This window comes from Streptomyces corallincola (assembly GCF_019104725.1).
GTDB classification, from domain to species: domain Bacteria; phylum Actinomycetota; class Actinomycetes; order Streptomycetales; family Streptomycetaceae; genus Streptomyces; species Streptomyces corallincola.
Genome location: NZ_JAHRXF010000009.1, coordinates 104,274 through 123,923, shown reverse-complemented (window position 1 = coordinate 123,923; position 19,650 = coordinate 104,274). Strand labels below are relative to the sequence as shown.

The 19,650-nt window shown below is 72.9% G+C and carries 19 protein-coding genes; 4 read left to right on the top strand and 15 right to left on the bottom strand.

Annotated features, from left to right (window positions below):
• Positions 1 to 313: 313 nt before the first annotated feature.
• Together KUM39_RS09295 and KUM39_RS09290 are read right to left on the bottom strand one after the other, a co-directional pair.
• The gene (locus KUM39_RS09295) at positions 314 to 1,921 is read right to left on the bottom strand and encodes an amidohydrolase (protein WP_217784973.1); all 1,608 of its coding nucleotides are present in this window, start codon (positions 1,919 to 1,921) and stop codon (positions 314 to 316) included.
• A gap of 52 nt (positions 1,922 to 1,973) precedes the next feature.
• Positions 1,974 to 2,414 carry an Lrp/AsnC family transcriptional regulator gene (locus KUM39_RS09290; RefSeq protein WP_217784972.1) on the bottom strand — a complete coding sequence of 147 codons (441 nt, stop codon included), beginning with the start codon at positions 2,412 to 2,414 and terminating at the stop codon, positions 1,974 to 1,976.
• Positions 2,415 to 2,669: 255 nt separating this feature from the next.
• Between KUM39_RS09290 and KUM39_RS09285 the strand changes: the two genes are divergently transcribed.
• Positions 2,670 to 3,104, top strand: coding sequence for a hypothetical protein (locus KUM39_RS09285; protein ID WP_217784971.1), 435 nt, complete (start codon positions 2,670 to 2,672; stop codon positions 3,102 to 3,104).
• Between the two features lie 387 nt (positions 3,105 to 3,491).
• On the opposite strand, the gene KUM39_RS09280 is transcribed toward KUM39_RS09285, so the two are convergent.
• A complete protein-coding gene (locus KUM39_RS09280; protein ID WP_217784970.1) occupies positions 3,492 to 4,664 on the bottom strand; it encodes an acyl-CoA dehydrogenase family protein in 1,173 nt (390 codons plus the stop codon).
• Between the two features lie 334 nt (positions 4,665 to 4,998).
• Between KUM39_RS09280 and KUM39_RS09275 the strand changes: the two genes are divergently transcribed.
• A complete protein-coding gene (locus KUM39_RS09275) occupies positions 4,999 to 6,243 on the top strand; it encodes a glycoside hydrolase family 18 protein (protein ID WP_217784969.1) in 1,245 nt (414 codons plus the stop codon).
• An 85-nt stretch (positions 6,244 to 6,328) separates the two neighbouring features.
• Here the strand turns inward: KUM39_RS09275 and KUM39_RS09270 are convergent, their stop codons facing one another.
• The 3 genes from KUM39_RS09270 to KUM39_RS09260 all read right to left on the bottom strand — a co-directional run bounded on the left by KUM39_RS09270 (position 6,329) and on the right by KUM39_RS09260 (position 8,740).
• Positions 6,329 to 6,982: a TetR/AcrR family transcriptional regulator gene (locus tag KUM39_RS09270; RefSeq protein ID WP_217785006.1), complete on the bottom strand. Its 654-nt coding sequence runs from the start codon at positions 6,980 to 6,982 to the stop codon at positions 6,329 to 6,331.
• A gap of 101 nt (positions 6,983 to 7,083) precedes the next feature.
• Positions 7,084 to 7,224 (bottom strand): SCO1431 family membrane protein, encoded by a 141-nt coding sequence (locus KUM39_RS09265; protein WP_217784968.1) that lies wholly within the window; start codon positions 7,222 to 7,224, stop codon positions 7,084 to 7,086.
• A 121-nt stretch (positions 7,225 to 7,345) separates the two neighbouring features.
• Positions 7,346 to 8,740, bottom strand: a complete 1,395-nt coding sequence (locus KUM39_RS09260) for a C39 family peptidase (RefSeq protein ID WP_217784967.1) — start codon at positions 8,738 to 8,740, stop codon at positions 7,346 to 7,348.
• A gap of 429 nt (positions 8,741 to 9,169) precedes the next feature.
• Here KUM39_RS09260 and KUM39_RS09255 point away from each other — a divergent pair, with 429 nt between their 5' ends.
• Positions 9,170 to 9,772 (top strand): uridine kinase family protein, encoded by a 603-nt coding sequence (locus tag KUM39_RS09255; protein ID WP_217784966.1) that lies wholly within the window; start codon positions 9,170 to 9,172, stop codon positions 9,770 to 9,772.
• 448 nt (positions 9,773 to 10,220) lie between these two features.
• Positions 10,221 to 12,077 (top strand): AAA family ATPase, encoded by a 1,857-nt coding sequence (locus KUM39_RS09250; protein WP_217784965.1) that lies wholly within the window; start codon positions 10,221 to 10,223, stop codon positions 12,075 to 12,077.
• A 61-nt stretch (positions 12,078 to 12,138) separates the two neighbouring features.
• Here the strand turns inward: KUM39_RS09250 and KUM39_RS09245 are convergent, their stop codons facing one another.
• From KUM39_RS09245 to KUM39_RS09205, 9 genes are all read right to left on the bottom strand, one after another.
• On the bottom strand, positions 12,139 to 13,221 hold the full coding sequence (locus tag KUM39_RS09245; RefSeq protein WP_217784964.1) for a hemolysin family protein: 1,083 nt from the start codon (positions 13,219 to 13,221) through the stop codon (positions 12,139 to 12,141).
• Complete coding sequence (locus KUM39_RS09240; RefSeq protein WP_217784963.1) at positions 13,218 to 14,552, bottom strand: hemolysin family protein; 1,335 nt, start codon at positions 14,550 to 14,552, stop codon at positions 13,218 to 13,220. The genes KUM39_RS09245 and KUM39_RS09240 overlap by 4 nt, the downstream gene beginning before the upstream one ends.
• A 203-nt stretch (positions 14,553 to 14,755) precedes the next feature.
• Positions 14,756 to 15,211 (bottom strand): PH domain-containing protein, encoded by a 456-nt coding sequence (locus KUM39_RS09235; protein WP_217784962.1) that lies wholly within the window; start codon positions 15,209 to 15,211, stop codon positions 14,756 to 14,758.
• A gap of 15 nt (positions 15,212 to 15,226) precedes the next feature.
• Positions 15,227 to 16,075, bottom strand: a complete 849-nt coding sequence (hisG, locus tag KUM39_RS09230) for an ATP phosphoribosyltransferase (protein WP_217784961.1) — start codon at positions 16,073 to 16,075, stop codon at positions 15,227 to 15,229.
• 50 nt (positions 16,076 to 16,125) lie between these two features.
• Positions 16,126 to 16,398 (bottom strand): phosphoribosyl-ATP diphosphatase, encoded by a 273-nt coding sequence (locus tag KUM39_RS09225; RefSeq protein ID WP_081223298.1) that lies wholly within the window; start codon positions 16,396 to 16,398, stop codon positions 16,126 to 16,128.
• Between the two features lie 34 nt (positions 16,399 to 16,432).
• Complete coding sequence (gene ribH / locus KUM39_RS09220) at positions 16,433 to 16,918, bottom strand: 6,7-dimethyl-8-ribityllumazine synthase (RefSeq protein ID WP_217784960.1); 486 nt, start codon at positions 16,916 to 16,918, stop codon at positions 16,433 to 16,435.
• Positions 16,919 to 17,015: 97 nt separating this feature from the next.
• Positions 17,016 to 18,299, bottom strand: a complete 1,284-nt coding sequence (locus tag KUM39_RS09215) for a bifunctional 3,4-dihydroxy-2-butanone-4-phosphate synthase/GTP cyclohydrolase II (RefSeq protein WP_217784959.1) — start codon at positions 18,297 to 18,299, stop codon at positions 17,016 to 17,018.
• A complete protein-coding gene (locus KUM39_RS09210) occupies positions 18,296 to 18,877 on the bottom strand; it encodes a nicotinamide mononucleotide transporter family protein (RefSeq protein WP_217785005.1) in 582 nt (193 codons plus the stop codon). The genes KUM39_RS09215 and KUM39_RS09210 overlap by 4 nt, the downstream gene beginning before the upstream one ends.
• Before the next feature lie 65 nt (positions 18,878 to 18,942).
• Positions 18,943 to 19,548 (bottom strand): riboflavin synthase, encoded by a 606-nt coding sequence (locus KUM39_RS09205; RefSeq protein WP_217784958.1) that lies wholly within the window; start codon positions 19,546 to 19,548, stop codon positions 18,943 to 18,945.
• Positions 19,549 to 19,650: the final 102 nt, after the last annotated feature.

Below are 19,650 nucleotides of genomic sequence, written 5' to 3'. Positions count from 1 at the left end.
GACCCCATCCGGGTCACACCCTGCCGACCGGCCGGAGCGCTCCCCCGTCGGCGCGGGCGCTGGGCTGGCTGCCGGCGACGGGGTGCCGGTGCGGCACTCCGCCCCTGACCCAGCGGCGCCGCGACGCGTGCGCGAGCACTCCCCGGTCGGGCGTCCGGTGGTGGACGCGGGAGAACCTACCGGCCCCCGGCGGCCGACTGTCAACAGCCCCCTGAACTGCCCGGAAGCGGCCGGGACGGCGGACGGCCCCGAGGATACGCAGGTGAAGCGGCGCCGGATCGGGGCCGGGGGGCCGTCGGACCGCCCCGGCAGATCACTCGCCCGGCCGTACGAACACGGTCCGGCCGCCGACCACGGTGCGCAGGCAGACGGGGAGGTCGCGGCCGGGGGTCAGGTCGGGCAGGCCGGGGGTGCCGGAGCGCGGGTCGGTGGACCAGCGGGCGACCCGGTCGTCGGGGGCCTGCACGATCAGTTCGTCGGTCCGCCAGACCGCGTAGTCGGCGGGTGCGCCGGGCACCAGGGTGCCCGCGTCGTCGCGGCCGACGGCACGCCAGCCGCCGCGGGTGTGCGCGGTGAACGCGGCGCGTACGGAGACGCGGTGCTCCGGGGTGCGGTGGAAGGCGGCGGCGCGGACGGTGCCCCAGGGGTCGAGCGGGGTGACCGGGCTGTCGGAGCCGAAGGCGAGCGGCACCCCGGCGCGCAGCAGCGCGGCGTACGGGTTGAGGGTGCGGGCACGGTCGGTGCCGAGCCGCTGGGCGTACATGCCGTCGTCGCCGCCCCACAGGGCGTCGAAGGCGGGCTGTACGGAGGCGGTGAGGCCGAGTTCCGCGAAGGCGGCGACGGTGTCGGGGGTGAGCATCTCGGCGTGTTCGACGCGGTGCCGGGCGGCGCGGACGCGGGCGAGGCCCAGCTTCTCGGCGGCGGCGCGCACCCCCTCCACCACGGTCGTCACGGCGGCGTCGCCGATGGCGTGGAACCCGGCCTGGAGCCCCGTCTCGGTGCAGGCGACGACGTGGGCGGCGACCGCGTCGGCGTCCAGGTAGGCGGTGCCGGTGTGGGCGGCGTCGGCGTACGGGGCGTGCAGGCAGGCGGTGTGGGAGCCGAGGGCGCCGTCCACGAAGAGGTCTCCGGCCGCGCCGACGGCGCCCAGTTCGCGGGCGCGGTCGGGGTCCTGCTCGGCCCAGTAGCCGACGACGCGGGGGCCGGGGAGGGTGGCGGCGAGCTCCAGCAGGCCGGTGAAGTCGTCCTCGGAGGAGATCCGGGGGCCGCCGCACTCGTGCACGGTGCCGATGCCGAGGGAGGCGGCGTGGGCGAGCGCGGTCCGCTGGGCCTCGGCGCGCTGGGCCGGGGTGACGGCGGCGAAGGCGGCGGCGCGGGCCGCGTGGTGGGCGTCCCGGGTGAGCGGGGCGTCCTCGCGGGCGCCGTCGGGGACCTCGGGCAGGAGGTCCAGCAGGGCGGTGCTGACGACGGCGGAGTGGACGTCCACGCGGGACAGGTACAGCGGGCGTCCCCCGGTGGCCGTGTCCAGTTCGGCACGGGTCGGCGGTCGGCCGCCGGGCCAGCGGGCGGCGTCCCAGCCGTGCCCGAGCAGCACCCGGTCGCCGGGGTGGGCGGCGGCGAACTCGCGGACCCGCGCGAGCGCGTCGTCGAGGTCCGCCGCGCGGGTGAGGTCGAGGCCGGTGAGGGCGAGCCCGGTGGAGGTGGTGTGCACATGAGCGTCGGTGAAGGCGGGGGTGACGAGGGCGCCGTCGAGGTCGATCACCTCGTCCACGCCGTCGGCGAAGGCGTCGGCGGCGCCCTCGGAGCCGACCCAGGCGACCTGCCCGCGCTCCACCACCATCGCGGTGGCGAAGGGGTCGGCGGGGCTGTGGACCTCGCCGCGGCGCAGGAGGACGGTCTTCGGGCCGGGCTGTGCGTTCATGCCCCACAGTCTCCCCCGCGCGGGGGAGAGACGGGGCACCGGGGCGGCCCGGTCAGATCTTCGGGGGGCGTGCCTCGTAGGGGGTGGAGAGGACGACGGTGGTGCGGGTGGAGACACCGGCCAGGGTGCGCAGCCGGGCGAGGAGTTCCTCCAGCTCGTGCGGGGTGGCGACGCGAACCTTGAGGATGTAGTTCTCGTCGCCCGCGACGCTGTGGCACGCCTCGATCTCGGGGACCCCGGCGAGCCGGTCGGCGATGTCGTCGGGGGCGCTGGGATCGAAGGGTTTGACCGAGATGAACGCGGTGAGCGGCAGGCCCACGGCCTCGGGGTCCACGACGGCGGCGTAACCGCGGATGACGCCCCGCTGTTCGAGCCGTCGCACCCGCTGGTGCACGGCCGACGTGGACAGGCCCGTCGCCCTGCCCAGGTCGGTGTAGCTCATCCGCCCGTCCTTGACGAGCAGATCCACGATCTGTCGGTCCAGCTCCTCCATGCCGACAGAACCTACAGGGCGGGCGATCTCCCGGAACAGGTCTGCGCCGCAGGTCATGCCTTGTACGGGCGCGGCGCGGGCGGCACAGGGGACAAAGGGGTCGGCGGCGGGCACCCATTGGGCCGATGTGACGAAGACCACACGATTGGCGCACGCTCCGTGATGCCCTCGGGGTTACCGCCGAGGGCGGACGGGAAGTGCTTGCTGTGGCCCTGGCCGCAGTGCCTCACGGCCCAGCCTTAGGGGGAGAATCCCATGCACAGCATCAAGCGCCCTGCTCGCTCCGCGTCCGCGCGGCGGCAGTCCGAGCCCGAGCAGCCGGAGGGCGTCGATCCGGACGCCTTCGACGGCGACGGCCTCGACGCGTACGACACCTTCGAGATGTACCGGGTGGTCTGCCCGGACTGCGCGCAGCCGATCGCGCTGCTCGCGGACGAGGAGGAACTGCCGGAGCACGCGCTCTGCGCCAGCCCGTGGAACCCGTTCGGACTGACGGTCTGCGCCGGTACCGGCCGCGCCGCGAGCGAGGCCCGTCCGGCGGACGAGTCCTTCACCCCCCAGGAGCAGGACACCGCGCTGCTGCTGACGCTCCCCCAGGGGCTCGACTGGCGGACGCAGCCGTTCTCGCACGTCGGCGGTCCGGGCTCGCGCCCGATGCGGGTCCCCGTGATGCGCCGTCAGGCCGCCTGAGCCCCGCCGCACACCACTTCTTCCGGCACGTGTCGCACGCACGGCTCGTGCCTGACGCACTTGACGACGAACGGCCCGCACCGGGCGGCGGATTCACCGTGTCCCCGTGCGGGCCGCTCGCGCGCGCGAACGCACGGACGATTCGGTCCGGGAGTAACCCGGAGGGGGCCCCGGGCGTTCAGGAGGGCATGACCCCCCTGCACTCGGCCCCCGAGCGTCAGCGCAGTGTCTTCGTGCCCCGCCCCGCGGAATCGGTTCCGCCGCCCGCGGACCCGCCCATCTACCGCGATCTGATGCGTGTGTGGGCGGACCGGGGCCGCACCCTGCCGGGCCGCCACGACCCGGAGTGGGCCAGGCTGGCGGCACCGCAGGTGCTCCGGGGGCAGTTCAGCGAGTCTCCGCTCCTGCCACGTGACGGGCGATGACCATCCGCTGGATCTGGTTGGTGCCCTCCACGATCTGGAGCACCTTGGCCTCCCGCATGTAGCGCTCGGTGGGGAAGTCGGCGGTGTAGCCGTACCCGCCGAGGATCTGCACGGCGTCCGTGGTGACCTTCATGGCCGTGTCGGTGCAGTGCAGTTTGGCCATCGCGGCCTGCCGGGCGAACGGGCGGCCCGCGTCCCGCAGCCGGGCGGCGGCCAGGTAGAGCGCGCGGCCCGCCTCGATCTGGGTGGCCATGTCCGCGATCATGAAGCGCAGGCCCTGGAAGTCCGCGATGGCGTGGCCGAACTGGCGCCGCTCGGTGGCGTAGGCGACGGCTTCGTCCAGCGCCGCCTGGGCGAGCCCGATGGCGCAGGCCGCGATGCCGAGGCGGCCGGAGTCGAGGGCGGAGAGCGCGATGGTGAAGCCCTGGCCCTCCTCGCCGATGCGGCGGGCGTCGGAGACCCGGACGCCGTCGAGGTGGATCTGCGCGGTGGGGCTGCCCCTGAGGCCCATCTTCTTCTCGGGCGTGGCCGCGCTCAGGCCCCCGGCGTCACCGGGCACCAGGAAGGCGGTGATCCCGCGCGGGCCGTCCTCGCCGGTGCGGGCCATCACGGTGTAGAAGTCCGCGATGCCGCCGTGCGTGATCCAGGACTTGGTGCCGGTGATCACCCAGTCGTCGCCGTCGCGGACCGCGCGGGTGCGCAGCGAGGCGGCGTCGGAGCCGGAGGACGGCTCGGAGAGGCAGTAGGCGCCGAGGAGTCCGCCGCCGAGCATCGCGGGCAGGTGCTCGACCTGCTGCTGCTTGCTGCCGAAGGCGGCGAGCCCGTAGGCGGCGAGCGTGTGCACGCTCAGGCCGATGCCGACGGTGAGCCGGGCGGCGGCCAGCTCCTCCAGCACCTGGAGATAGACCTCGTAGGGCTGGTCGCCGCCGCCGTACTCGGAGTCGTAGGGCAGGCCCAGCAGGCCCGCCCGCGAGAGCACGTCGAACACCTCGCGCGGGAAGCGGCCGGTCTCCTCCTCCTCGGCCGCCCTCGGCGCGACCTCGCGCTCGGCGATGTCACGGACGAGCGCGAGCAGGTCGCCCGCCTCCTCGGACGGCAGCTGACGCTCCACCGGCGGCCGGTCGCGGTCGGACATGGCGTCGGTCTCCTCACTGTGCGGGCACAACGGCGGGCGTGCCTCGGGTGGGGCGGCTCCGCCTGTTCGTTCCGGGGTGGGCCGCGGGTCCCGCTTCCGGGTCTCGGACGCTGTTGACCAGCGGCTGTGCCGTGAGTATGCCCGATCGGGAACCCCACGTCACCAGTTAACGACCGCTTACTTCAGGACGGTTCGCGGGGTGCCGGGGGCGGGGCGGAGATGGTCCGAACCATTGACGTAATGGTCTAGTCCTCCTACTGTCCTTGCCAACGCTTTACCGCGTTCATGCCAATCGGCGCGTTCTCCCCCCAATCCCCCCACGAGGAGCAACCCGATGCGTCTTCCCGTCCGTCCCCGCGCCCGTACGCGGGCGCTCGTCGCCGCCGCCTGTTCCGTCGCCCTCGGCGCCGGACTGCTGGCCGGCGCGGGCACGGCCACCGCCGACGCCCGGACCGCCCCCGCCTCCCCACAGGCACAGGCCGGTTCCCGCGTCGTCGGCTACTTCACCGAATGGGGCACCTACGACCGCAAGTACTACGTGAAGAACATCGACACGTCGGGCTCCGCGGACAAGCTGACCCACATCAACTACGCGTTCGGCAACGTGACCGGCGGCAAGTGCGCGATGGGCGACGCCTATCCGGCGACCGACCGCGCCTACACCGCCGACGAGTCCGTGGACGGCGTCGCGGACACCTGGGACCAGCCGCTGCGCGGCAACTTCAACCAGATCCTCAAGCTGAAGAAGAAGCACCCCGGTCTGAAGGTGCTGTGGTCCTTCGGCGGCTGGACCTGGTCCAACGGGTTCGGCGAGGCGGCCAAGGACCCGGCCGCGTTCGCCCAGTCCTGCTACGACCTCGTCAACGACCCGCGCTGGGCAGGGGTGTTCGACGGCATCGACATCGACTGGGAGTACCCGAACGCCTGCGGCAACACCTGCGACGCCAGCGGCCGGGACGCCTTCCGTGACGTACTGGCCGCGCTGCGCGCGAAGTTCGGCTCGTCGCTGGTGACCGCCGCGATCACCGCCGACGCCTCCGACGGCGGCAAGATCGAGGCCGCCGACTACGCGGGCGCCGCACAGTACGTGGACTGGTACAACCCGATGACGTACGACTACTTCGGCGCCTGGGACGCGGCCGGGCCGACGGCGCCGCACTCGCCACTGAACGCCTACGAGGGCATCCCGAAGCAGGGCTTCGACTCGGCGTCCACCATCGCCAAGCTGAAGGGCCTCGGCATCCCGGCCGGGAAGCTGCTGCTCGGCATCGGCTTCTACGGGCGCGGCTGGACCGGTGTCACGCAGGACGCCCCCGGCGGCACCGCGACCGGACCGGCCACCGGCACCGTCGAACCCGGCATCGACGACTACAAGGTGCTGAAGACCAAGTGCCCGGCCACCGGCACCGTCGGCGGCACCGCCTACGCCAAGTGCGGCAACGACTGGTGGAGTTACGACACCCCCGCGACCATCGGCACCAAGATGGCGTACAAGGACGCGCAGGGCCTCGGCGGCACCTTCGTCTGGGAGCTGAGCGGCGACACACCCGACGGTGAGCTGATCCACGCGGTCAACTGACCTGGAGAGCAGGGCACTTCATGTGCACCGAGGGGGGCGGGGGCCACGGCGGTCTCCGCCCCTGCGGCGTCCACTCCCCCGCAGGTCAGGTGTCGCGGCGGGCCGGGGGCGGGGCCGGGAAGGCCGGGTCCAGTTCCCCGATGGCCCGGAGCGTGCCGCCGAGGCTCTTGACCAGCAGCTCGCACAGGGCGTCGCGGGAGAGTTCGGGGCGGGATATCCAGTCCAGGGTGGCGCCCTCCACGCCGCACACCCAGACCAGCAGGCCGGTACGGGCGAGCGGGGACATCTCGGCACCTCCGTAGGCGCCCTCGGCGATGGTGGCGACGACGGCCTCGCGCACTCCGTCGCGTATCGCGTGCACCTCGGCGTCGAAGCCGACCCCGCCGCTGACGATGGCGCGGTAGGCGGCGTGGTGGTGCTCGGCGTAGCGGAGGTAGCCGTCGATGGTGCGGTACAGGCGGTCCACGGCGGGGAGTTCGAGGCCGCTCGCGGCGAAGGAGACCAGACCCGCGACGGAGTCCTGGATGATCGCCAGGTAATAGCCGCGTTTGGACTGGAAGTAGTAGTAGATCAGGCCCTTGGCGACGTGTGCCTGGCGGGCGATGTCGTCCATCGACAAGGCGTCGTAGGACGTGTCGGCGAACAACTTCCGCCCGATGGCGATCAGTTCGGCGCGCCGCGCCGCCGAGCGTTCGGTGCCGCGCGGCGTGGGGAGTGCGGCGGCGCTCTCTTGACGCATGTTCACTTTTCGACCCTGGTCTGGGAGGTCGGCGGGACATGCGCAGTATGGCAGAGCACCGCCGTGCCGCCGAGAGCGCGCCGAGGGACGGACTCTCCCCGTCAGAGCAGGCCCAGTTGGGTCACCAGCATGGCGATCACCGCGACCAGCACCCAGCCCAGCACGTGCTCCAGGTACTGGGGGCGGTCGTCGCGGGGGCCGCCGGTGCGGGCGCGGGGGGCGGTGGCGGGCTGTGCGGTCATGTGTGTCTCACAGAGGTCGGACGTAACGGGATGAATCCCCCACCCATCCCTCCACCATGCCATCCGCGACGGCCTCCGCGGCCGAGACGTTGCTCACAGGCACCGCCCCGGCCGCACCGGATCAGCGCACGCCCACCGCTTCGAGCGCCCTGCGCTGGGCGGCCGTCGGACGGGCCGGGAAGTACAGGTAGCAGACCCCGCCGGTGCCGGAGGCGACCGCGCCGGTGGCGTTGTAGCGCTTGGTCCGCAGCCAGATGTTCTCCCACTCGCGCCGCTGGTAGACGCGCCGGACGGCGTTGTCGTCGGGGGACGCCGGGTCGTTGGCGATCACGTCACCGGCCGGGGTGAAGCCGATGACGGTCATCAGGTGGCCGGAGGTGCCGTACCCGGCGCCGGTCAGCTCCGTCTTCAGGAACGACTGGGAGGTGACGACCGGGATACCGGCCGCGACCAGGCTCTCCAGGTCGTTCAGCGAGGCGAGCCGGGTGACGACGCCCTGGAGGCCGTCGAAGGTCGCCGCGTAGGCCGCGTTGAACGGCCAGTTGCCACAGCCCTCGTACTGGGCGTCGTAGGTGTACCGGGCCGCGTTGCAGACCTGGGGGTCGGCGTAGGAGGGGTCCACCCAGGCGAGTTGCGCGGGGGTGAGACGGCCGCCCCAGTACTCGATGATCATCGTCGAGGAGGTGGGGCTGCACCACGCCTCGCCGCCGTTGTCGTACTCCGGGTACTGGCCCTTGTGGATCTCCTGCGAGAAGCGCGGGACGGCCAGTTCGCGGGCGGGGTGCGGGGTGGATGCGGGCACGGTGAAGCGGTCGGGGATGTCGGAGCCCATCGCGCCGACCCGCCACACGGCCGGGGTGAGCGTGGTGCCGGGCTTGCGGTACAGCGTCAGGCGGAGCCGGTACGACGTGAGGCGCAGGCCGCTGTCGGCGTCGTCGATGGCGAAGGTGTCCGTCCAGATCGAGCTCTTGCCGTCGCTCTGGCCGTCCACGGAGGTGCGCCTGATGTCCTCGTCACCGGCGGCCCAGCGGCCCATGACGTACCAGGGGGCGGCGGTGCCGTCGGAGTAGGTGCCGGTCAGCTCGGTCTGGAGCCAGGTGCCGGGCGGGGTGTGCGCGTTCCAGGAGGCGATGACCTCGGTGGCGGGCACGGTGAGCTTGTGCACCGGGGAGGTCCAGGTGGCGTACTCCCAGGTGGCGGTGGTGCCGGTGTGCGGGTCGGTGTAGTCGGTGCGTCCGGCGGGCGTGGCGATCTCGACCGCCGGGCGGTCGCCGTCCACGGCACGCACGCCCTGCGCGGTGCCGGAGCGCCAGTCGGCGTGCTCGGTCCAGGCGTGGTACTCGATCGGGCGGGACGGCCCGTGGTGCCGGGGGTGCCGGGGGTGGCGGGGTTCGTGGGGCACGGGCTTCCCGGTCTCGGCGGTCGCCGCCGCCGCGGGTACGGTCCCGCAGGCGACGGCGGCGGCCACGGTCGCGGCGAGGACGGAACGGCGGGACGGCTGCTGTGCTCTGCTCATGGGCGCGGTTACCCCCGAAGGTCCGGTGACGTTGCTGGTCCGGTGACGTGTGCGCCCCAACTATGGAGCCCGACGGCATGCCCCTGCCAGCACTTCGGCGCATGGCGCGCCCACCAATATTGGTCTGCTCCACTGGCGTGATCCGGTGGAAACGGAGGCGATGGCCGAGGCGGCCCCCGGCGCCGGGCCGACGCCACGGGCGCCGGGGGCCGCACCGACCGGAATCTCCCGTTCCTGGCAGGGCGGGGGCACGGTCCGGCCGGGTGCGGCCGGACCGGCGCCGGTCGGACGGGGTCGAGTGCGGCCACCTCGTCAAGTCCCGCCCGTTCAGCGGGAGTACGGCGCCGACGCCTCGTGCGCACACCGGCCTGGTGCGGTACAGCGGTAGGCTGCGGGGACACGTCCCCCCGCCACCCTCCTGGAACCGCCGTGCACGATCTCGCCGCGCTGCTGCGCGGGCTGCCGCCCTCCCTCGGGCCGGTCCGGCTGGTCGGGATCGACGGGCACGCCGGGTCGGGGAAGTCCACGTTCGCTGTGCGGCTGGCCGCCGCGCTGGACGGGGCGCCGGTGCTGCGGCTGGACGACGTCGCCAGCCACGACCACCTCTTCGACTGGACCGGGCGGCTCGCGGCCGACGTCCTCGGCCCGTTCTCCCGCGGGGAGACCGCCCACTGCCCCCGCTACGACTGGACGGCCCGCGCGTTCGGTCCGCCGCGCCCGCTGCGGCCCGCACCGGTGGTGCTGGTGGAGGGCGTCGGCGCCGGACGGCGGGCGCTGCGGCCGGTGCTGGCCCGGCTGCTGTGGATGGAGTTGCCCGAGGAGGAGGCGTGGGCGCGGGGCAGACAGCGGGACGGCGCGGCCCAGCGGGAGTTCTGGGACGGCTGGGTCGAGGCGGAGCGCGCGCACTTCGCCGCCGATCCCTCGCGCCCCCATGCCGATCTGCTGGTGCGGCAGTCGCCGGAGGGGTACGAGGTGCTGCCGGGGCCGGTGCGGCGACCCAGCCGGGACCAACGCGTGACGGAGCGTGACTGACTGTCGGCGGTGCGCCAACCCGGTGAAGACCCTTGCGTGACAACTTCCTTGCCCGCTCCAACCATCCTTGACCACCGGGCAGTCCAGGATTTACGTTCTCGATGTGCGGCGATTCGGAGCCGCCCCGCTGACACGAAGCCCCCGGTCGTTCCCCCGTGACCGGGGGCTTCGTTCTGCCCGCACGCCCTCCGGGTGCGCTTCCCGCACCCATCCGGTCACGCACCGTCACATCCGGCGAGTGCGCCCCGTGTGCTCCCACCTCGGGGAACGGCTCGTACGGACCTGGGGTGGCCGGTCCCCGCGCGGGTACGATGCCCTCGGTGCGACCGTCGAGCGGCTGCCTCGCACCTGCAACTCCGGTCCGCGGCAGGTGTGTTCGGCCGTGGCGGCCGTCGGGCGCCGGTCCGGCGGTGTTCCGACGGGGCATGTGGTTCTGTGGGGGGACGGGATGGACTTCGGCATGCGGGGCCCGGAGGCCCCGGCGGAGCTGGCCTGGCTGCGGGGCGTGGACGCCTACACGATGGGCGCGTATCCGCAGGCGGAGGAGGAGTTCCGCGCCGCGGTGCGGATGGACCCGGCGATGGCGGACGCCTGGCTGGGCCTGCACGCGCTGCGCATCGACACGACGACCGCGCTGCTGCGGATGTACGAGCACCGCGAACGCTTCGGCGAGCAGCGCGAGCGGCACGGCCGGGCCCTCAACTCCTGGTACTGGCTGGGCTGGTGGGTGCAGCCGGTGCTGGAGCGGGAGCGGGATCTGTTGCTGGCGTACGCCTCGCACTGGCTGGACGGCCGCCATGTGCCGGAGCTGGACCGGGCGCTGGCCGCGCTGCCCCCGGTGGACGCCGATCCGCAGGTCCGCTTCCTGCACGCGTGCCGCTCGTATCTGGTCAAGGACTGGGACCAGTTGGTCCGGCACACCGATCCGCTGCTGAACGACGCGCTGCTCGGCATCGAGGCGGGCCTGTTCGGCGGGATGGCGCGGGTCCGCCTGGAGATGTACGGGCAGGCCGAACCGCTGCTGGCCGCCGCGCTGATGCGGTGCCGCAGCGAGCAGCCGCAGCGCAAGGAGCTGCGGTACTGGCTGGCGCGGGCGCACGAGGGCACCGGGCGCAGTGCCGCCGCGCTGCCGCTGTACCGGGCGGTGCACCGGGTGGACCCGGCGTTCATGGACACCTCGGCCCGGCTCGCCGCCATCGCGGAGGGCGACGGGTACGACGATCCGGCGGACTTCGCGGCGATCACCCTGAGCGGGATCGGCGCGGACGTGGACGGGCAGGACGTGCTCGACCCGCTGTTCGGCGGCGAGGGGCGGGACCTGCGGCTGCCGGAGCCGGAGCTGCCGACGGGTCCGCTGCCCTCGGCCGGTGATCCGCTGGTGCGGGTGCGGCGGGGTCCGGCCACGACGCTGCCCGCCGGGCCGACCGATCCGGTGCTGCTGGAGGAGGCGCTCGCGCAGCTGGAGCGGATGGTGGGCCTCGATCCGGTCAAGCGGCAGGTCAAGGCGTTGTCGGCGCAGTTGAACATGGCCCGGCTGCGGGCCGGGCAGGGGCTGCCGGTGCAGCCGCCGAAACGGCACTTCGTCTTCTCCGGGCCCTCGGGCACCGGCAAGACCACGGTGGCCCGCATCCTGGGCCGGGTGTTCTACGCGCTGGGGCTGCTCGGCGGTGACCATCTGGTGGAGGCGCAGCGGGCCGATCTGGTCGGGGAGTATCTGGGCCAGACGGCGGTGAAGGCGAACGAGCTGATCGACTCCGCGATCGGCGGTGTCCTCTTCGTGGACGAGGCGTACTCCCTGTCCAACTCCGGTTACGGCAAGGGCGACGCGTACGGCGACGAGGCGTTGCAGGTGCTGCTGAAGCGCGCCGAGGACAACCGGGACCATCTGGTGGTGATCCTGGCCGGATATCCGGAGGGCATGGACCGGCTGCTGGCCGCCAACCCCGGACTGTCGTCGCGGTTCACGACGCGGGTGGACTTCCCGTCGTACCGGCCGGGCGAGCTGTCGGAGATCGGCACGGTGCTCGCGGCGGAGAACGGCGACGTCTGGGACGACGAGGCGCTGGACGAGCTGAGATCGGTCGCCGGGCATGTCGTGGAGCAGGGCTGGCTGGACGAGCTGGGCAACGGGCGGTTCCTGCGCACCCTGTACGAGAAGAGCTGCGCGTACCGGGATCTGCGGCTGTCCGTGTATCCCGGTGTGCTGTCGCGGGACGATCTGGCGACGCTGCGGCTGCCGGACCTGATGCAGGCGTACGGCGAGGTGCTGTCGGGGCGCGGTCCGCACGGCCCGGCGGCGGGATGAGCGGAGGGCCGGGGTTCCGTGGAACCCCGGCCCTCCGCCGCGCCGCCGGGCCGTCGGCCCGTTACGCCATCGCCTCCTCGGGGTCCCCGGTCGGGCGGGGCTGGAGCAGGTGCGCCTTGGGTGCCTGCCGGTGGGCGGGGTCGCGGACCTCGCCCACCAGGAGTTCGAGGACGTCCTCCAGCGCGACCAGACCGAGGACGCGCCCGGAGGCGTCCGCCACCTGGGCCAGATGGGTGGCCGCCCGGCGCATCACGGTGAGCGCGTCGTCCAGCGGGAGTTCCGCGCGGAGCACGGTCATCGGGCGCCAGATCTGCTGCGGGACCGCCCGGTCGGAGTCCTCCAGGTCGAGGACGTCCTTGACGTGGACGTACCCCATGAAGGCGCCGGACCCGGCGGCGACCGGGAAGCGGGAGTAGCCGGTGCGGGCGGTCAGCTCGACGATCTCCCCCGGCGTGACCGCGGGGGTGACGGTGACCAGGGACTCGCGGCGCAGCAGGACGTCGGTGACCGGGCGGGAGCCCAGTTCCAGCGCGTCCTCCAGGCGCTCGCGCTCCTCGGGGCCGAGCAGTCCGGCCTGGCCGGAGTCCTCCAGCAGGCGGTTGAGCTGCTCGCTGGTGACGACGGCCTCGACCTCGTCCTTGGGCTCGACCCGGAACAGCCGCAGGATGCCCTGCGCGCAGGCGCCGAGGGCCACCGTGATCGGGCGGCAGATCCGGGCGAACGCGACCAGGCCGGGGCTCAGCCAGAGCGCGGCCTTCTCCGGCGCGGCCATCGCCAGGTTCTTCGGGACCATCTCCCCGATCACCAGGTGGAAGAAGACCACGGCGGCGAGCGCGATGACGTAGCCGAGCGGGTGGATCATGCCCTCGGGCAGGTGGACCGCCTCGAACAGCGGCTCCAGCAGCTGCGCCACGGTGGGTTCCGCGACCGCGCCGAGGGTCAGCGAGCAGACGGTGATGCCGAACTGGGCGGCGGCCATCATCTGCGGCAGCCGTTCCAGGCCGTGCACGACCTGACGGGCGCGGGCGGTGCCGAGCGGTTCGATCTGGCTGCGGCGGACGGAGACGAGCGCGAACTCGGCGCCGACGAAGAAGCCGTTGGCGAGCACCAGCAGCCCGGCGAAGACCAGTTGGAGCAGGCTCATCGGACCGCCTCCACGAGATCGGTCACCGGGACCGTACGGACCAGGCGGACACGTTCGGCGCGGTAGTGGCCGACCTGGCGGACGGCGAGCCGCCAGCCGGGCAGCTCGGCCCGGTCGCCGGGCGCCGGGATGCGGCCGAGCAGGTCGGCCACGAGTCCGGCGACCGTCTCGTACGGCCCCTCGGGCACGTCCAGGCCGATGCGGAGCAGGGCGTCCACCCGGCAGCCGCCGTCCACGTCCCAGGCGGGACGGCCGTCCTCGGGCGGGGCGGGGGCCAGTTCGGGCACGTCCTTGGCGTCGTGCTCGTCGCGGACCTCGCCGACGAGCTCCTCGACGATGTCCTCCAGGGTGACCACCCCGGCCGTGCCGCCGTACTCGTCCACGACGACGGCGATGGGCTGCTCGCTGCGCAGCCGGGCCAGCAGGGGCTGGACGGGCAGCGTCTCCGGGACCAGGAGGGCCTTGCGGGCGATCCGGCCGACGGGGGTGCGCAGCCGGTCGTGCACGGGCACCGCGAGCGCGTCCTTCAGATGGGCCATGCCGACGACCTCGTCGATCTTCTCCCGGTAGACGGGGAAGCGGGACAGGCCGGTGGCACGGGTGAGGTTGACGACGTCCTCGGCGGTCGCCGTGTCCTGCAGCGCGCTGACCTTCACACGGGGGGTCATCACATGCTGCGCGGTGAGGTCGCCGAGCGAGAGGGTCCGCACGAACAGGTCGGCGGTGTCCTGCTCCAGGGCGCCCGCCTGCGCGGAGTGCCGGGCCAGGGAGACCAGCTCGCCGGGGGTGCGGGCGGAGGCCAGCTCCTCGGCGGGTTCCACGCCGAGCGAGCGGACCAGCCGGTTGGCGACCGTGTTGAGCACGGCGATCACCGGGCGGAAGAGGCGGGCGAACTGGTGCTGCGGGCCGGCGACGAAGCGCGCGACCTGGAGCGGCCGGGACACGGCCCAGTTCTTCGGTACGAGTTCACCGACCACCATCTGCAGGGCGGAGGCCAGCAGCATGCCGACGACGACCGCGATGCCGGAGACCGCGCCGCCGGGCAGGCCGAGCGCCGCGATCGGGCCGTGCAGCAGCTCGGCCAGCGCGGGTTCGGCGAGCATGCCGACGACCAGGGAGGTGATGGTGATGCCGAGCTGGGTGCCGGAGAGCTGGAAGGAGAGTTCCTTCAGCGCCTCGACGACCGTGCCGGCGCGCTTGTCGCCGTCGGCGGCCGCCTGCTCGGCCTCCGGGCGCTCCACGGTCACCAGGCCGAATTCGGCGGCGACGAAGAACCCGTTGGCCAGGATCAGCAGGAACGCTGCCGCGAGCAGCAGCAGGGGGATGGTCATGATGCCGCCGCCTCGCCGTGGGACCGGTGGGGGGCGGCGCAGGTACTACAGGACGATCCGTCCATCGCTGGAGGGAGTCACTCCTCGGGTCGCAGGAAACCCCCGGCGCCTTCGGGGCGGCAGGGGTGAAGGCGCGTCGCTCGCGCCCTCCCCACCAGATTAGTCAACAACCGGCCAGGTGTGGCAGGCGGAGCGACCCCGATTCAGCCCCGGTCTTCCCCCGACAGGACCCTGGCGCGTGCCTCGGTGAGATCCCTGAGGGCCCGCGCGTCGGTGATGGCACGCTGTTTGGCGATGCCCGGCTGGATGCCCAGCGCGGGCAGGCTGGTGCCGTCGCTGAGGTTGAGGAACACCCAGGGGTCCCCCGGACGGAGGTTCACCTGGACGATCTCGGCCCAGGCGAGACGGCGCCGCGTGACGATGTTCACTACGGTCACCCCGGAGTCGTCCGCGACGACCTTCACCCGGGCGAGCTGGGCGAGCACCCAGAACAGCAGGGCGCCGGTGACGACGAAGCTGAGCCGCTCCCCCGGTCCGAGCTGCTCCAGCAGCAGGGCGACCCCGGAGATGACCAGGAAGATCGCCGCTCCGGCGGTGAGCAGCACGGCGCGGGTGTGGCCGGGCCGGAAGGTGACGGGCAGCGCGGGCAAGTCGGACATGACGGGTGCGGCCTCTCAGAGACGGCAGGCGTGGATGGCCGTGGTCAGGATGGCGCGGGCGCCGATGTCGTAGAGGTCGTCCATGATGCGCTGCGCCTCTCCGGCCGGGACCATCGCGCGGACGGCGACCCAGCCCTCGTTGTGCAGCGGGGAGACGGTCGGGGACTCCAGACCGGGGGTGAGCGCGACGGCCTTCTCCAGCTGCTCGACCCGGCAGTCGTAGTCCATCATCACGTAGGTCCGGGCGACCAGGACGCCCTGGAGGCGGCGGAGGAACTGCTGGATCTTGGGGTCGTCGAGGGGGGCGCCGGTGCGGCGGATCACGATCGCCTCGGACGTCATGATCGGCTCGCCGAAGATCTCCAGGCCCGCGTTCCGCAGCGAGGTGCCGGTCTGCACCACGTCCGCGACGGCCTCCGCGACGCCCAGTTCGATCGCGGTCTCCACCGCGCCGTCCAGGTGGACGACGGAGGCGTCCACGCCGTGCTCCGCGAGGTGGCCGGAGACGACGCCCTCGTAGGAGGTGGCGACGGTCTTCCCGGCCAGGTCGGCGACGCTCGCCACGGTGCCGGGCTTGGCCGCGAAGCGGAACGTGGAGCGGGCGAAGCCGAGGGGGAGGATCTCGGTGGCGTCGGCGGCCGAGTCCAGCAGCAGGTCGCGGCCGGTGATGCCGATGTCCAGGCGGCCGGTGGCGACGTAGACGGCGATGTCGTGGGGGCGGAGGTAGAAGAACTCCACCTCGTTGACCGGGTCCACGATCCGCAGTTCCTTGGACTCCCGGCGCTGCTGGTAGCCGGCCTCATGCAGCATGTCCGCCGCAGGGCCGGAGAGGGAACCCTTGTTGGGGACGGCGATGCGCAGCATGAGGTCGGCTTCCTTTGCGTGGAGAGGGGGGTTCGACTCTGCGGGGGATGTCAGAGGTGGGCGTAGACGTCGTCCAGGGAGATGCCGCGCGCGACCATCATCACCTGGACGTGGTACAGCAGTTGCGAGATCTCCTCGGCCGCCGCGTCCTTGCCCTCGTACTCGGCGGCCATCCAGACCTCGGCGGCCTCCTCGACGACCTTCTTGCCGATGGCATGGACGCCCTTGCCGACCAGTTCGGCGGTGCGGGAGGTGGCGGGGTCGCCGGTGGCGGCCTTCTGCTGGAGCTCGGTGAACAGCTCCTCGAACGTCTTCTTGGACATGGTGCTGCCCACCCTACGCGGTACGGGCCGCTGCTCAGTGCCAGGGTTCGGACACCGAGCGGAGTGTGGCCGCGGTGGCGACGGCGGCGGTGACCGCCTCGTGCCCCTTGTCCTCGCTGGAGCCCTCGACACCGGCCCGGTCCAGCGCCTGGTCCTCGGTGTCGCAGGTCAGCACGCCGAAGCCGACGGGCACCCCGGTCTCCACGGACACCTGGGTGAGGCCCTGGGCGACGCCCTGGCAGACGTAGTCGAAGTGCGGGGTGCCGCCGCGGATGACGACACCGAGGGCGACGACCGCGTCGTAGCCGCGTCCGGCGAGGACCTTGGCGGCGACCGGCAGTTCGAAGCTGCCGGGGACCCTGATCAGGGTGGGTTCGTCGATGCCGAGGTCGTGCAGGGCGCGCAGGGCGCCGTTCACCAGACCGTCCATCACCTTCTCGTGCCACCGCGCCGCGATGACGGCGACCCGGAGGTCACTCGCGTTCGATACGGACACCTCGGGTGCGCCCTTGCCGCTCACTGTTCTCCTTGCGAGTTCTGTACGGACGAGTGCCGTGCTGACGGATTCCGTGCTGACGGGATTCTGTGCCGAAGAGTGCTGTGCTGGGAAGTTCCGCTCACTGGTTGCCGCAGGCGGACCCGGCGGGCGTGTCCAGCCAGGGCAGATCGTGCCCCATGCGGTCGCGCTTGGTGCGCAGGTACCGCAGGTTGTCCGCACCGGCCTTGACCGGCATCGGTTCGCGCCCGCCGACCGCGATGCCGTGCCGGAGCAGCGCCTCGGTCTTGTCGGGGTTGTTCGTCATAAGGCGGATGCTGCGCACCCCGAGGTCGGCGAGCATCCGGGCACCGGCGCCGTAGTCGCGGGCGTCGGCGGGCAGGCCGAGTTCGAGGTTGGCGTCGAGGGTGTCGTGGCCCTGCTCCTGGAGGGCGTAGGCGCGCAGCTTGGACATCAGGCCGATGCCGCGTCCCTCGTGGCCGCGCAGATAGACGACCACGCCCCGGCCCTCCTCCTGGACGCGGGCGAGGGCGGTGTCGAGCTGGGGGCCGCAGTCGCAGCGCAGGGAGGCGAACACGTCGCCGGTGAGGCATTCGGAGTGGACGCGGACGAGGACGTCCTCGCCGTCCCCGATCTCGCCGTGGACGAGGGCGACGTGCTCAACGCCGTCGGCGGCCCGGTAGCCGTACGCGGTGAAGGTGCCGTGCCGGGTGGGCAGGGCGGTGACGGCCTCGCGCCGGACGGTGGGCTCGGCGCCCCGGCGGTACGCGATCAGGTCCGCGATGGAGATGATCGTCAGGCCGTGCTTGCGGGCGAACGGCACCAGTTCGGGCAGCCGGAGCATCCGGCCGTCCTCCCCGGCGATCTCCACGATGGCCCCGGCCGGGCGGAGTCCGGCGAGCCGGGCCAGATCGACGGCGGCCTCGGTGTGCCCGTCGCGGGTGAGGACACCGCCGGGCCGGGCGCGCAGCGGGAAGACGTGGCCGGGGCGGACGAAGTCCTCGGGCCCGGCGGCGCCGTCCGCGAGGAGCCGCAGGGTGGTGGCGCGGTCGGCGGCGGAGATACCGGTGCTCACGCCGTGCGCGGCGGAGGCGTCCACGGAGACGGTGAACGCGGTCTTCATGGACTCGGTGTTGTCCTGGACCATCTGCGGCAGCAGCAGCCGGTCGAGTTCGGCGCCCTCCATCGGGACGCAGATCAGGCCCCGGCACTCGCTCATCATGAACGCGACGATCTCGGGGGTGGCCTTCTCGGCGGCGATGACGAGGTCGCCCTCGTTCTCGCGGTCCTCGTCGTCCACGACGACGACCGGGCGCCCGGCGGCGATGTCGGCGACGGCCCGCTCGACGGGGTCGAGGCGCAGCGCGCCGGGGGCGTCCGGGTCGTGCAGCAGGGTGGAGGTCATGCGGGCGCTCCTTCCAGGACGGGCCGCTGTCCCTGGCGGGAGCGCAGCCACCAGTCGCGCATGCCCCACAGGACGAGCGCGCCGTAGATGACGTAGACGAAACCGGAGAAGGCGTAGCCGGAGGCGAAGTTGAGGGGGACGCCGACGAGATCGACGAGCAGCCAGGCGAACCAGAACTCGACCATGCCCTTGGCCTGGGCGTACATGGCGACGATGGTGCCGACGAAGATGTACGCGTCCGGCCAGGGGTCCCAGGACAGCTTGGGGAGGGCGGTGAAGAGCGCGGCGACGGCGACGGTGCCGAGGGCCGCCGCACCGAGCATGGCGGCGCGCTCGCGCCAGGTGGCGAACCGGGGCGCTATCCGGTCGGTCCCGCCCGTGCCCCCGGTGCGGCGCCACTGCCGGAAGCCGTAGACGGCGACGGCCATGACGACGGCCTGCTTGCCCGCGCTGCCGGTGAGGTGGCCGAAGAAGGCGGCGAACAGGACGAGTCCGGAGACGAACTGCACCGGCCAGCTCCACAGGGAGCGCCGCCAGCCGAGGGCGAGGGCGGCGAGGCCCAGGGTGTTGCCGATCATGTCGGACCAGAGGATGTGCTGGCCGAGGAGGACGAACGCCTCGGAGTTCAGCGCGTCGAGCGGGTTCACCGGGCGGTCTCCGTTCCGGCCGCGAGCAGCCGCTCCACGTACTTGGCGATGACGTCCACTTCGAGGTTGACCGGGTCGCCGGGCTGCTTGTGGCCGAGCGTGGTCAGGGCGAGCGTGGTGGGGATGAGGCTGACGGTGAAGAAGTCGGCGCCCGCTTCCACGACGGTGAGGCTGATGCCGTCCACCGTGATGGAGCCCTTCTCCACGACGTAGCGCGCGAGGGGGGTGGGGAGGGAGACCCTGACGATCTCCCAGTGCTCCGAGGGGGTACGGGCCAGGACCTGGCCGGTGCCGTCCACATGGCCCTGCACGATGTGCCCGCCGAGCCGGGCGCCCACGGCGGTGGGGCGCTCCAGATTGACGCGGGAGCCGACGGCGAGGGCGCCGAGGCTGGACCGGTCGAGCGTCTCGGCCATCACGTCGGCGGTGAACTCGTCGCCCGTGCGGTCCACGACGGTGAGGCAGACACCGTTCACGGCGATCGAGTCGCCGTGCCGCGCGTCCTTGGTGACGAGGGGGCCGCGGAGCCTGAAACGGGAGGCGTCGCCGAGATTCTCGACGGCGGTGACCTCACCCAGCTCTTCGACGATTCCGGTGAACACTTCCCGAGTCCTCCCTGTGCGGGCACGGACTCCGGGGCCTGTCGATGACGACAGAGTGAAACGGGTGAGCACACCGGGGGCGACGCCGAAGGCGGACCCGTC